Genomic DNA, 13029 nt, shown 5'->3' on the forward strand with positions numbered 1-13029 from the left:
AAAAAATAGTTGCTCTAATTTTCTTGATTGCGCCCTACTGAACCTGTAACATGCGCTCTAAGGAAATGCGGGCTTGATCTGCAACAACAGGCGGCACATAGATCTGCGGCTTCATGGTTTCCAGACACTTCACCAATTTTTTGAGATTGTTCACTTTCATGTTCGGGCATACAAGATACTTTGTAGCAAAACGGAAAGTCTTGTTCGGACTGTCCAGACGAAGCTGGTATCCTGTTCCATCCTCCGTACCCACGATAAATTCCTGGCAGTCGGATTTTTTGCAGTAATCAATAATCGCAGTGGTGCTTCCTACGAAATCCCCCATCGCGACAACTTCAGGGCGGCATTCCGGATGAACCACAAACTGGGCGTTTGGATGTTTGGCTTTCATCTCAACCACGTCTTTGACGGTCAGCATATCATGAGTATTGCAGTATCCTTCCCAAATAATCATTTTCTTGTCGGTATGCTGCTGCACATAATGCCCGAGATTTTTATCCGGCACCCAGATGATTTCGTCACAGTCCAAAGACTGGATCACCCTTACAGCGTTCGCGGAAGTACAGCAAATATCCGTTTCCGCTTTGACGTCGGCCGATGAATTGATATATGTGACAACCTTGGCATTGGGATGCTGAGCTTTAAGCTTCCGGAGACCGTCTACGTTCACCATATCCGCCATTGGACATCCTGCACGTTCATCCGGAATGAGAACCGTTTTGTTAGGCGCCAAGATTTTGGCGCTTTCCCCCATAAAATGTACGCCGCAGAATACGATGGTTTCCGCATCGGTTTGCGCCGCTTTTTGGGCAAGTAAAAAGGAATCGCCACGGAAATCAGCAACCTCCTGAATTTCATCCCTCTGATAATAATGAGCAAGGATAATAGCGTTTCTTTCTTTTTTAAGCTGCATCAGCTTCTCTGTTAATTCCCGTTTTTGTTCCTCTTTATGCTGCAGCGCAAGAGCTTCCACCAGCGACCCACTCCTTTTTATGAAGTCATACACGACAAATATATTTGTGAAAATTCTCTCAAAGTTGGGTGTCCAAGCTTCGAGGGTTTTTCAGTTACCAACTAATGTACACAAGGTTTCTCGGACTGTCAATTGGGCACAATGATGAAGCGTAAATGGCTCAATGCATGAAAAATCCTTTTGTGGCGCCGCTTTCATGCACTCCGTTCTCATGTAATTTGTAATTCACCTAAAAAATAAAATTTGAAACTTTGAAACGGGTGACAGCAAAAAACCCGGAAGACGATTGCCGTCGTCTTCCGGGTTAATTCATGATGCTATAGTTCAAGCGTATCCTTTAGGATATCGTTCCGGGAGGTGTGCCCCCGTTACCTTTGTTTGAATCGTCTGCCGGCGGGTTCGTTGGATCGTTCGGAATGTCCGAAGGACTCTCCGGAACTTCATTCGGAACTTCATTCGTTGGCAAATCGGAGTTATCTTCCTTGCCTTGAATGCGAACACGCACATCGCCGATCGAGTCAATGACAGGCGCGCCGTTTTCGGAGGAACCTTCGTCTTCGCCGTCGCTTGATCCGTCTTCCGACAGATATCCTTTTTCGATCAGTTCTTTGATTTGATCAAGTTCCAACGTTTCTTTCTCAAGCAGCGTATTCGCGATGAGATGAACCTCTTTGGAATGCTTGATGAGCAAATCTTTACAACGCTGATAACATTCATTGGTCATGCGCTGCATTTCCTGATCGATTTCATATGCGATTGAATCGCTGTAGTTTTGTTCATGTCCGAGATCACGGCCGAGGAATACCTGGCCTTGGGTCGAACCGAACTGCAGCGGTCCAAGCTTCTCGCTCATACCGTATTCCATAATCATGCTGCGGACAATGCCCGTTGCCTGTTGGAAGTCACTGTATGCGCCTGTGCCGATTTCACCGATGAAGATTTCCTCAGACACACGGCCGCCCAAGAGGCCTGTTACTTTATCCAGCAATTCCTGCTTGGTCACGAGCATGCGGTCTTCCTTCGGCATCATGATGACATATCCGCCGGCACGGCCGCGAGGAATAATGGTAACCTTATGCACCATATCGGCATTCTCGAGGAAGTAACCGACAATGGTATGACCTGCTTCGTGATATGCAACGATCCGTTTCTCGCGGTCACTGATCACGCGACTGCGTTTCTCTGTACCAACGATCACACGGTCAATCGCTTCGTCGACCTCACGCATGGAGATATCCTTCCGGTTGCGGCGTGCCGCAAGCAGGGCAGCCTCGTTCATCAGGTTCTCCAGCTCCGCACCGGTAAAGCCTGTGGTACGTTTAGCCACGATATCCAGCTTAACATCCTTCGTCAGCGGCTTATTGCGTGCATGGACTTTCAATACCGCTTCGCGGCCTTTCACGTCTGGGCGATCTACCGTAATTTGACGGTCAAAGCGTCCCGGACGCAGGAGTGCAGGATCGAGAATATCGGCGCGGTTCGTTGCTGCCACGATAATAATGCCTTCGTTGCCCCCGAAGCCGTCCATCTCTACGAGCAATTGGTTCAACGTTTGTTCGCGCTCGTCATGGCCACCGCCAAGACCGGCGCCGCGCTGACGGCCAACCGCATCGATTTCATCGATAAAGATAATACATGGTGCGTTCTTCTTGGCGTTTTCAAACAAATCGCGCACACGGGATGCACCAACGCCCACGAACATTTCCACAAAGTCAGAACCGGAAATGCTGAAGAAAGGAACACCAGCTTCACCAGCAACCGCACGAGCGAGGAGCGTTTTACCGGTTCCCGGAGGACCTACGAGCAGTACCCCTTTAGGAATACGTGCGCCTACTGCGGCAAATTTGCGTGGATCCTTCAGGAATTCTACGACCTCGACGAGTTCCTGCTTCTCTTCATCGGCTCCTGCTACATCTTCAAATGTGACCCTCTTCTTCTCCTCATTATATAGACGGGCGCGGCTCTTGCCGAAGTTCATGACTTTGCCTCCGCCGCCCTGCGCCTGATTGAACAGGAAGAAGAAGAGAACGAACATGATGACCAAAGGAATCATGGAAGAAAGCAGCGTCAGCCAAATGCTATCACCCTCCATTTTCTTTTGGGTAAATTGCATGCCGGTTTTGTCGCTGGCATCCACTAATTCCTGAATCGCGGAATCTGTAGCCGGAATGTATGTTGAGAAGCTGTCGGATTTAACTCCGTCCGGTTTTTGCTTATATTTACCATTTACGAGATAGGCGTAACCGTCAAACTGGACCGTGATTTCCTTCACATTGCCAGCTTTGACTTCTTGCCGAAATTCATCGTATCTAGGATTATGAGCAGATTCACCGCTGCTGCTTACAAACTGGACAATGCCCACCACAACTAAAAAAAGAATCAAATAAAAACCAGAATTCCGGATGAACCGATTCATCCCCTACCTCCTCTCAAAACACTTAAATTATTTTACCATAGCCTGTCTGACCATCTCAACAGAGGTGGTATTAGCATGAACCATCGTAAAGTCCATGGGCTGGAGTATCACCATTAGTGAGAATAGATTTCCGGTTTCAAGATCCCGATGTAGGGCAGGTTCCGGTAGTATTCTGCGTAATCCAAACCGTATCCAACGACAAACGCGTCAGGCAGGGTGAAGCCTGTGTAGTCCGCTTCCAGATTCACGGTGCGGCGCGCAGGTTTGTCAAACAGGGTGCATACGCACGTCGATTTGGCGTTACGGCTCTTCAGGAGCTCGATCAGATGACTGAGCGTGAGACCACTGTCGATAATGTCTTCAACGATCAGTACATCGCGCCCGTCAACAGGGACATCCAAATCCTTGATGATTTTGACGACACCCGATGATTTGGTGGATGCGCCGTAGCTCGACACAGCCATGAAATCAAGTTCAATGGGTACTGTCATATTTTTAACCAAATCGGCCATGAAAATAAACGCACCTTTCAGTACACAAATAACCAAAGGATTGCGTCCTTCATAAACCTTGCTGAGCTCTGCTCCAAGTTCCTTAATTTTCTTCTGAATTTCTTCTTCGCTGATGAGAACTTCTTGAATATCGTTTTGCAACTGAGCGAACCTCCTACGTTTATACTATGAAAGTCTTGTGGTGACAATTACAGGTGCTCCACTGTCTCTGTTTCCTCCAGGCACATGTGGAGAACGGCTGTCGTCTGTGTTCCAACAGCAGCGTGTATGGAGCGCCTAACCCCCGGTATCCAGATCATGTTGCCTGAACCATCAACTAACACGGGAATGCGGGAGCGTATGGATGGAGGTATCTTCGCGTCAATGAAAATATCTTTTACCTTTTTGCTTCCGTTTAATCCCATGACCTTCATGGTATCTCCAGGCAGCCTTGAGCGGAGTGTTAATGGAAATATCAGCTCATCGGCATCAAATACTGCTTCAGCACAGGCCCCAGCCATGTTGGAAAAATAGCGATCATGGGGCGGCTGCATCTTCACTTTCAACCTCTTGCCAATTTCAGGAATAAAGAGTTCCGGAACAGCAGTTTGAAGCTCGTATGTATAGCTCTTGGACTGCTCTGTCGGCTTATGCATAAACAATATCATATCGTATTCGCGTATGCAGGCCAAGCCTCCTCCAATATCAAGGCTCCAGGTCGTGCTTTTATTCTGAACAATACCTTGGCGGATCAATTCAATCTTGTGAAAATCGGCGATTTCAATGCCTGCTGACAGATAATTTAATATTAGTTTAATCAACCTTCGTTGTAAAGCGACATGTAAGGCCAAAAAAGAAGGCGTCTGGAAGTGGAGCCCTCCATCCTTATGCTGCACCAAATCATGATATACATGATCTGCAGCCTGCTCCATGTAATCATCTTCCGCACCCGCAATATCGGCCAGTTGAACCAGCGACTGCCGGATATGACCATTATATTGCCCCAAAAAAGGCAGCACATCCAGCCGAATCGCATTTCGTCGGTACTGATTGGAGAGATTGGAACTGTCTATAGCGTACGCATAACCGTTTTGCCTGCAAATGTTCATGATGTCCGTTTTGTATATACGTAAAAAAGGACGAATGAGTTCCACATTTTTTTCACGTCTTTTGATCTTCATGCCTTTCAGGCCTCCAAGGCCGCTGCCCCGCAGCAGATGAAGCAAAACGGTCTCCGCCTGGTCATCGGCATGATGAGCCAAGGCGATGGATGCCGCGCCGTGCCTCTGCGCCGTTTCGTGCAAAAAAGCATATCTTTTGTCTCGCGCTGCTTCTTCAAATCCTTTACCGCTTTCCTTCATATAAGAAGGAACATCGATTCTCACCATCTCGAATGGAAGGTTCAGCTGCTGCGCCAAACTGCGGACAAGCTCTGCCTCCTGATCCGACTCCGCACGCAGCCCGTGATGGACATGGGCGCAAATGAGGCGCAGCGGAATGTACCGATTTGAAATCTGATGGAGCACATGCAAAAGAGCCACAGAATCCGGTCCGCCGGATACTGCGACTATGATCGTGTCATGTGGCACCCATAAGTTATGCTCTCCAGCAGTATGGAGAACATGCTCCATCAGCGTATTCAGGTCAGTCCTGCTTTCCATCCCAGATCCCCTCTTCTACAGCACACCCTATGTATTGACCTCTGTTGCTTTTTTACTTCATTCACCCATTCTCTTCACAGGCATCTTACAGGAAGAACGCCCATACACACGCAAGGCATACGATGATGACCGAAAGGGCAAAGGCATTAATCAGCCAGCGCGGTGTTTTGCCAGGCAGCTTGCCGACCAAAGCTGGTGTATAAATGGTTTCCTTCCACAGCTTCAGCGCTTCCTGCGAACTGGAAAAATCCCCGCGGATCGCCCGTTTCAGCCACTCCGAATATGGCTTTAGGCTCGAACTCCGCTGAACGAGGGAAAGCAGCTGGCCCGGACTCCGGGTCTGAGGCAAGTGCTGCGAGGCAGCGTTCTTCAGCTCTTCCCCATCCAAAAGCTGTATGATCAAAACAGCGAACGCGAACAAGTCGTAACCCTCGTCACTTGTACGGGAGCCGGCATTCCAGTATCCTCGGTCATACCACTCCGTAAACTGCTTTACGCTTCGCCCGATGGAGCTCACTCCACCATAATCAATCAGCTCCACGTGGCCGACATCGGATACCATCACGTTCTCCGGTTTTAAATCACCGAAAATAAAACCCGACCGGTGCAGCCCGCTCAGCTTCTCCAGCAGCCGCAGTCCGGTGAGGCCAATCCATTCTCGGCCGCGTTTGCGTATGAAATGATGGAGTGAGCTGCCCCGGATATAACGCATAACGTAAAAGGGTATGTCCCCGTCCTGACCTCTAAAATCATCCACTTCCAGCAGATAGGACATGCGGGAACCGCCCTTGGACGAATCCGAAGACTTGCGTTTGGACTGTAAAGACATCAACACATTGATCTCGGATTGAAGATCAAGCGTATCATATCCCATTTTAAGAGCATAGGGAATGCTTGAGCCTTCTTTTTGTACAAGGTATACAATCCCATTAGCACCTTTACCCAGCATACGCCGGATGACAAAACGGCCTTTGCGCCATTTTCCTGTAATGACCGTACCGGCCGGATACGCCGGGTTAGACGACGTAGTCACCGAGTATCCCGTCTCCTTCATCGGTATTTCCCCGCCATGTTTGATGTTCATCTAGTGTACCATAACGGAAGAAATCAATCACCCTCATGATGGCAGGCCCCGTTGGCGTAGCCCCTTTCATCTGAAGTCGCTGAAAAAGAGATCTAAGCGTACCTGCATCCCGGGTCCAATCGCTGTCCATCACCGCATCTTCACCGCTCCGGCGTCCCGGAAAATGGAATACGGCGAGTTCGCTCACCCCTTCACGCGCCTGAAGACTAAGCATCAGATCGCGAATCGCATCCTCCACCGCACCAAGCTTCGGCTTCATACTGGCACTTGCGTCAATCAATAACGCAACCTGAAGCGGCGTCGTTTCCGTCATTTCATCGACAACTTGAACCACCTGTGAACGCTGTGAAGGAGGCAGATCCTCTAGCGCTGGTTGCCCCAATATTTGTTTTAACTCTTTATTAACCGCTTGCTGAATAGTCTGAACCACCGTTTTGCGTGTCATCATCTGCATGGTTTGGGCAAGCTGCCCCGTGCCTACGACCTGGCTGACACCTCCTCCTGCTTTAGCGATTTCTGCAATTTCCAGACTTCCAAGCTCGCCAATCGTTCCGTAATCTACCACCCCCGCCACGTTGACCGTAATTCCCTCCTGAAAAGCATGGGCTGCCGCCAGCACCGGGCTTGTCCCTACGTTTGAGCATCCATCTGTTATCAAAAGAATCTGCTTCACGATCTATCATCCTCCCAAAAGTGGCATTCTCTTGCTTCTAGCATTTCCACTTTTGAGAGATTCCAAACGTTATCATTCCTCCCCTTGTGTTTTTCGTGTCATTCGAAGGTCCTATCAGCTCACGGTTCGTGGACGCTCCATCCGTTCAAGCCCAGGCACATGCAGGGTGCTCCACTCCGGACGGTAATGCTCGACCTTCCCTACGACTACCGTCATGTCATCATGGATGATATTTTGCTGATAGCGGATTACTTTTTCCAAAAGAATGTCTGCGATCTGCTGCGGATCCTCGTTGTCGATCTCCTGAATCATCCGCTTCATCCATAGCTCTTTGTTGACGGCATGTCCGGGCGCGTCGTAAACACCGTCGGTCATCATGATGACAATATCGCCTGCCTGAAGCTTCAGCGTTACAAGGTCCACCTCAATATCCTGAATAATGCCGATCGGCAAATTGCTTGCGGAAATAGGAATCACCTCAAGACCGCGTTTAATAAAACTTGGCGTGGAAGCAATTTTCATAAAGGTGGTTTCTGCTGTATATTGATCTATCAGCGCCATATCAACGGTGGCATATACTTCATCCGGCGAACGGAGCATCAGAATGGAATTGACCGATTTGATCGCGAGCTTCTCATCCATGCCGCTTTGCAGCAGCTGCTCCAAAATAGACAATGCGGTGCTGCTCTCCTGATTGGCCCGTTCACCGTTGCCCATGCCATCGCTGAGCGCTACCGCGAAGGTGCCGTTGCCCAGCTCCACCGTACGGGAAGTGTCTCCGGACAGCAGATCTCCCCCTTTTGCCGCTCCAGCAACCCCGGTTGTAATCTCGAAGGTTTTGGCCGAACCGAACATCACCGTCGCCAGACCATCCTTGGAAGAGACCGGTGATTCATGGAGCACTGCGATATGCTCATCTAAAATGTCGGACAATAGCGGTGCGATAATTTTGCGGCATTCGTCATAACCGCGTGTGAAAGCGTGAACAATTTCAATCTCCACATGCCCGGAATCGAGACTGATAATCTCAATGCCCTGAATGGAAAGGCCGAGCTGCTCCAGTGCTTCGCGGATCTGCTCTTCCTGCCGGTACATGGCCTGTCCTTCCCGCTGAATCTCCCGCGCGAGATCTTCCATCACCTGCGATACGCCCGACAACTGCTCGGCAACAAGATAGCGGCTGTCGTATATTTGGCGTTTCCACTGCATATCATGCTGATAGAGGCTGTACTGCTGCTTCATTTCCTGAAGCACCTCGCCCGTTCTGCCGCAGATTCGCGCCCATTCCTTCGGAATTTGCTGGTTTGTGATCTCCGGGTTGTCCTCCACCGCGGTCATTACGTCCGTCATATATTTATAAGTCTGATAGAATTTCGCATCCCAGCAGTGACTCTTTTTGATACAGGTAGAGCAGGTCCCTTCCGCCACAGCATTCATGAAATGCTCCATTTCCCCATTACGCTTGCTCACCTCCTCGGCTCCGGCTACCTGTCCGAAGCTTTGAGATAACTGCCGGAACACCTGGGAAAATTGGGTGACCCGCTCTGCCGTCAGATCGCGCACCCGCTTGGCATATTCATGCTGAGACTTGCTGTGATCGTTCGTTCCGGGAACATATTTGGAGATCATGGTGATTACCGATTTCGGCGTCAGCAAAAATAACACAATCGCTGCACAGGATTCCCATGTGGAGGTCATGACATCAGCCGGGCCGCTAAAATAAATGGATAGGATCGAAGAGCCCAAAAGCATCCCGATCATTACGGCGCCTTTCCTTCCTTCACGCAGCATACCGGCCAGCATGCCTGAGAAAGCGAGCAAACTCATCTGATAGATAGCAGATATATCCGCGAGACTCAGGATAAGTCCGGTGACAACGCCAACCGACGCCCCAAGTGGCGCTCCGCCTACTAAAGCGAAGATCAAAATGAGATAGCGAGAGAGCACGTGCTCCACAGATAAGGAGTATACGGTCCAGCCTACCGCCCCGGTCATAACAGAAGCCAGGAGGATAATGAGGCAAAGAATTTCCTCACTTCGCAGCTGATAATTCTTCTTACGGTAAGTGAATACCGGGATCGCCTGGATGAACACCAGCGTAAGCACAAAGCTGAGGACTGAATCCAGTGAACCCATCAGAAGTGCGTACCAGGTAAATGACGGGCCGATCATGATCGTGAACAGCTTAACGGCGAAGGAAGAAACAAAAACCATCAGAGGCGCGTAGGACAATTCGGCATGCTCGAAGGCGTTCAGTCCCCGATGGATGAAATAAAAAATAAGGAGTTCAGCCGTAATGATCAGCGGTACCGGAAAGGGGGCAAAAAGGCTCCCAGCTATAAGAGCAGCAGTGACAGGAAGCAAATAGTCACGGCGCATAAAGGCAATAACGGCAAAGTAGGCAATCGCAAATGGGGTGAGCTCATTCAATATCATGGCTTTCCCGAGTAAAAATGCCATCAGTGTCAGCAGCATCACCCACTTCTTGGCTGCAAACAGCTGAAGCGGACGCTGGAGGAAAGGCATACTTCGCAGTTGTCCCATCCATCCATGATCCTCCATTACCGCTTCTCCTTGCAGCGTCTTCCATCCGGGAATGTTTACGTTCAACTTCTCCATGTACTTCGCACCACCATTTCGATAGATTTGATGGTACTCATTATAGAGGCCTTGAAACATGAAAGTTTGTCATAACAGCGGACAGGCTTCAAAGAAATTTCCGACAAAAAAGCCCGTCCTGCGAAATGTCGGGAATGGGCCAAGACTTCCTTTAGCGTTGCCTATTTGAGCTGTATGAGAGCTTGCAGCCAGTGTCAGCACTCCCGGGTCTCTCTCCAAGAATCCGCTAGCGATTGCTATAAACAGAACCGGAATTGAGTTGGATGCTGTCGGTAATTTTTTTTTGGAGCGACAAAAAAACCGCAGCAGGCTCGAACCTGCTGCGGTTTATCTTAAGATCATAGAATTCAAAAGTTTCAGCGATGCTGAACAATTGGACTTATCAAGCGATCGGTGCGCTCGTCCTGAGCATGCAATTACATACGTTTGGCGCCGCGTCCTCCGCGCTTGGATTCCGTTTGTTTCTTGATGGAAGAAATGCGTTCCTCGCTATCCTTCAGGAAACGTGACATTTTATCCTCAAACGAAGGTTTGTTGGCCGCAGGCTTAAATGGGCGCCCGCCACGTTCACGATTGTAGCCTCCACCGCCGCCGCCAAACCGCTCTCCATTTCCGCCACCGGTCCGTTCCGGTCTTGGTCCTCTTGGAGGCCGAGCTTCGGATGCTGGCTTATCAACAGCTTGTTTGATGGAAAGTCCGATCTTCCCGTCCTTGTCGACATTGATCACCTTCACGGTTACAACATCATTGATCTTCAGGTGATCGTTGACATCCTTGACGTAATTATCGGCGATTTCCGAGATGTGAACGAGACCCGTGACACCTCCTGACAGATCCACAAATGCTCCAAAATGCGTTATGCCTGTCACCTTGCCTTCTAACTTGGTGCCCACTTCGATTGCCATAGAATAAAATGATCCTCCCTTAAAAATATACAACAAGATTTGAGTCAAACCTTGGCTGTGGTGATTTGATTATACATAAAGCGCAAACTGAGGTCAACTGAGTAATAACCCCGTTTCCGCGCTTATATTATGGGTTAGTTTCCTCTGTATGGATGGGGGTTTCCCCTGGTAAATACATTCCATAATTTTTGCGTGCCAGCTGCCCGATGTATTCAGGGTCATTCAGCCTTTTTACTTCGGTCTTCAGCTGATCCTGGGTTTGGTTCGTCATTTGCTGTTCTGACTTCTTCTTGTCAAGCTCGGTACTCTTGTCCGCAATTTGCGAATGCTGAGAGATAAGTGTATAGCCCGCCCACCCCATAAAGACGACCATAAAAGTAAGCCAGATCATTAGCCGCCTGCGCGCGCCGGCATTTTGGACGGTCTTGCTATCCTGAGTTGTTCTTGCCTGCGTACGTTCTTGTTCCTTGGCAGCGTATTTTCCCATAGGTCTCCTCCTTTACAGGGCATTGTAGCCTTTTATTTCTAGACTTGGCTGCTATACTCCTCTATTCCTCATTCTTCGGGAACCATTTGTTCCAAAGAAGGGCTGCAGAGTTTATAAGCTTGTCAAGCCACTTCGACATCCGAAGACGCGAGGTGATCGGCCTGAACATCCACTTCGCCAGCTTCCAGAAAGGCAGCAATATTTTCAGCACAACGTGAAAAACAAACATGAGCAGGCTGCCAAGCATGACGGCCAGTCCCTTCAGCAGCTTAAGCAGCATACGGATCGGCGCCCATACCATGAGCCTGAAAAGTCGCTTCAGCACATCGATTAAATAACGTACTACCTTTATTAACATTACCACAAAACGCTGAGTTGTAACACTTAAGAATAAAAAATATACCCATACTCCCAGAAAGAGTCCTACAAAGACATAGAACCGAAGCTGCCCGTAATTGCTGACATACAGCATTCTGAATACAAAAAGAGCGGCACCGCACCAATAGAAGAGGTCCAGAACGTGGAGGGTCCATCTTGGAAAATGCAGCTGGCCCGACAGCACCCGGTAGCTGTCATAGGCCAGTCCCATCGCTGCTCCCGAGAACAGCATCCAGAGCAGGGTGATCCACTGAATTTGCGGAGTCATTTAAACAGCTTGCCGAGCATTCCCTTATTTTTGCCGTGTGAACCGGGATCCAAGTAAACCATTGAATGGACCAAGCCTTCAATGGAGAGCAGGCCTTCCTCAAGGCTTAAATTTTTGATATGTAAATTTTGTCCTTTGATGGTCAGGTGTCCAAGCTCGGTATGAAGCAGAAACTCCTCGCTGTCAAAGCTTTCCACATTATGGACCCCTGTCAGGTTCAGCTGCTTGCGGTTCAGCAAATGCAGCTCATGCTGTTTGTTTTTCGATGGCTCGATCATGGCATGTACCCCTCCTTCTTACCAATAGCTTATGGGGGGCGATTGCGGTTTAGAACCATGTGCAGCAAGAACTTCAGAAGCTTCATGAATGTAAAGAGTACTCTGAAAAATAGCACAGCACTCCCCGAAAATCCGGAGAGTGCCTATATATGCTGACTATGAAAGTGCTTATTACCAATTCAAACCGTTATCTTTTGCAATCGGTTCTTCCTTGACCAAGGAATACAGGCTTGCGGCCTCATCTTTACGGGTGCTCTCAGCGAGTCTTTCCACCTTAACGGTGACCAGCTTCTGCCCGAATTGTACCGTAATTTCGTCGCCGATCTTCACGGTGCTGCTGGGCTTTGCTTCTCTGCCGTTAATCAGAACCCGGCCTTGATCCGAGACATCCTTGGCTACGGTACGCCGTTTGATCAGCCTGGATACCTTTAGGAATTTATCGACACGCATCTTATTTTACGGCTTCTTTAAGCTTGTTGCCTGCTTTGAAAGCAGGTACGTTTGCTTCTGGAATTTCGATCGTATTGCCGGTTTGAGGGTTACGGCCAGTACGTCCGGAACGCTTACGAGTTTCGAATGTGCCGAAGCCGATCAATTGCACTTTGTCGCCGTTTGCCAAAGCATCGGTGATTTCACCAAGAAAACCGTTCAGAACGGATTCTACGTCTTTTTTGGTCAAGCCGCTTTTAGTCGAAATGTTGTTGATCAGATCTGTCTTGTTCATAAATTATTATCCTCCCAATATACAAAAAAATAAGTATAGGTGCGTCATGAAGGCATACGCATGCAATCACTT

At 49.0% G+C, this 13029-nt stretch carries 13 protein-coding genes; all 13 read right to left on the reverse strand.

What is annotated here, in order from left to right; all coding sequences use genetic code 11:
* Positions 1-34: 34 nt before the first annotated feature.
* Positions 35-973: a quinolinate synthase NadA gene (gene nadA, locus MUG84_RS25595; RefSeq protein WP_244730891.1), complete on the reverse strand. Its 939-nt coding sequence runs from the start codon at positions 971-973 to the stop codon at positions 35-37.
* Positions 974-1310: 337 nt separating this feature from the next.
* On the reverse strand, positions 1311-3389 hold the full coding sequence (ftsH, locus tag MUG84_RS25600; RefSeq protein WP_244730893.1) for an ATP-dependent zinc metalloprotease FtsH: 2079 nt from the start codon (positions 3387-3389) through the stop codon (positions 1311-1313).
* A 113-nt stretch (positions 3390-3502) separates the two neighbouring features.
* Positions 3503-4042 carry a hypoxanthine phosphoribosyltransferase gene (gene hpt / locus MUG84_RS25605; RefSeq protein ID WP_244730896.1) on the reverse strand — a complete coding sequence of 180 codons (540 nt, stop codon included), beginning with the start codon at positions 4040-4042 and terminating at the stop codon, positions 3503-3505.
* Positions 4043-4089: 47 nt separating this feature from the next.
* Positions 4090-5541, reverse strand: coding sequence for a tRNA lysidine(34) synthetase TilS (tilS, locus tag MUG84_RS25610; RefSeq protein WP_244730898.1), 1452 nt, complete (start codon positions 5539-5541; stop codon positions 4090-4092).
* Positions 5542-5626: 85 nt separating this feature from the next.
* On the reverse strand, positions 5627-6574 hold the full coding sequence (locus MUG84_RS25615) for a serine/threonine protein kinase (RefSeq protein ID WP_244730900.1): 948 nt from the start codon (positions 6572-6574) through the stop codon (positions 5627-5629).
* Positions 6558-7298 (reverse strand): vWA domain-containing protein, encoded by a 741-nt coding sequence (locus MUG84_RS25620; RefSeq protein WP_244730902.1) that lies wholly within the window; start codon positions 7296-7298, stop codon positions 6558-6560. Before MUG84_RS25620 ends, MUG84_RS25615 begins: the two co-directional genes overlap by 17 nt.
* Before the next feature lie 114 nt (positions 7299-7412).
* The gene (gene spoIIE / locus MUG84_RS25625) at positions 7413-9917 is read right to left on the reverse strand and encodes a stage II sporulation protein E (RefSeq protein ID WP_244730908.1); all 2505 of its coding nucleotides are present in this window, start codon (positions 9915-9917) and stop codon (positions 7413-7415) included.
* A gap of 416 nt (positions 9918-10333) precedes the next feature.
* Positions 10334-10822 (reverse strand): S1 domain-containing RNA-binding protein, encoded by a 489-nt coding sequence (locus tag MUG84_RS25630; RefSeq protein WP_244730909.1) that lies wholly within the window; start codon positions 10820-10822, stop codon positions 10334-10336.
* A gap of 127 nt (positions 10823-10949) precedes the next feature.
* Positions 10950-11309, reverse strand: a complete 360-nt coding sequence (locus tag MUG84_RS25635) for an FtsB family cell division protein (RefSeq protein WP_244730910.1) — start codon at positions 11307-11309, stop codon at positions 10950-10952.
* Between the two features lie 61 nt (positions 11310-11370).
* A complete protein-coding gene (yabQ, locus tag MUG84_RS25640; protein ID WP_244730911.1) occupies positions 11371-11955 on the reverse strand; it encodes a spore cortex biosynthesis protein YabQ in 585 nt (194 codons plus the stop codon).
* On the reverse strand, positions 11952-12233 hold the full coding sequence (gene yabP / locus MUG84_RS25645; protein ID WP_244730912.1) for a sporulation protein YabP: 282 nt from the start codon (positions 12231-12233) through the stop codon (positions 11952-11954). Before yabP ends, yabQ begins: the two co-directional genes overlap by 4 nt.
* A 171-nt stretch (positions 12234-12404) precedes the next feature.
* Positions 12405-12683, reverse strand: a complete 279-nt coding sequence (locus MUG84_RS25650; RefSeq protein ID WP_036712748.1) for an RNA-binding S4 domain-containing protein — start codon at positions 12681-12683, stop codon at positions 12405-12407.
* 1 nt (position 12684) lies between these two features.
* Entirely contained in the window at positions 12685-12957 is a 273-nt protein-coding gene (locus tag MUG84_RS25655; RefSeq protein ID WP_244730913.1) for an HU family DNA-binding protein, read from the reverse strand.
* Positions 12958-13029 lie beyond the last annotated feature (72 nt).

Source organism: Paenibacillus mangrovi, from assembly GCF_022898935.1.
Classification (GTDB): Bacteria; Bacillota; Bacilli; order Paenibacillales; family Paenibacillaceae; genus Paenibacillus_AQ; species Paenibacillus_AQ mangrovi.

Bases quoted from the DNA above. Each gene is read 5' to 3' on its own strand.
- MUG84_RS25635 (WP_244730910.1), bottom strand. From the start codon at position 11,309: ATGGGAAAATACGCTGCCAAGGAACAAGAACGTACGCAGGCAAGAACA.
- ftsH (WP_244730893.1), bottom strand. From the start codon at position 3,389: ATGAATCGGTTCATCCGGAATTCTGGTTTTTATTTGATTCTTTTTTTA.
- tilS (WP_244730898.1), bottom strand. From the start codon at position 5,541: ATGGAAAGCAGGACTGACCTGAATACGCTGATGGAGCATGTTCTCCAT.
- yabQ (WP_244730911.1), bottom strand. From the start codon at position 11,955: ATGACTCCGCAAATTCAGTGGATCACCCTGCTCTGGATGCTGTTCTCG.
- yabP (WP_244730912.1), bottom strand. From the start codon at position 12,233: ATGATCGAGCCATCGAAAAACAAACAGCATGAGCTGCATTTGCTGAAC.
- spoIIE (WP_244730908.1), bottom strand. From the start codon at position 9,917: ATGGAGAAGTTGAACGTAAACATTCCCGGATGGAAGACGCTGCAAGGA.
- MUG84_RS25630 (WP_244730909.1), bottom strand. From the start codon at position 10,822: ATGGCAATCGAAGTGGGCACCAAGTTAGAAGGCAAGGTGACAGGCATA.
- MUG84_RS25650 (WP_036712748.1), bottom strand. From the start codon at position 12,683: ATGCGTGTCGATAAATTCCTAAAGGTATCCAGGCTGATCAAACGGCGT.
- MUG84_RS25655 (WP_244730913.1), bottom strand. From the start codon at position 12,957: ATGAACAAGACAGATCTGATCAACAACATTTCGACTAAAAGCGGCTTG.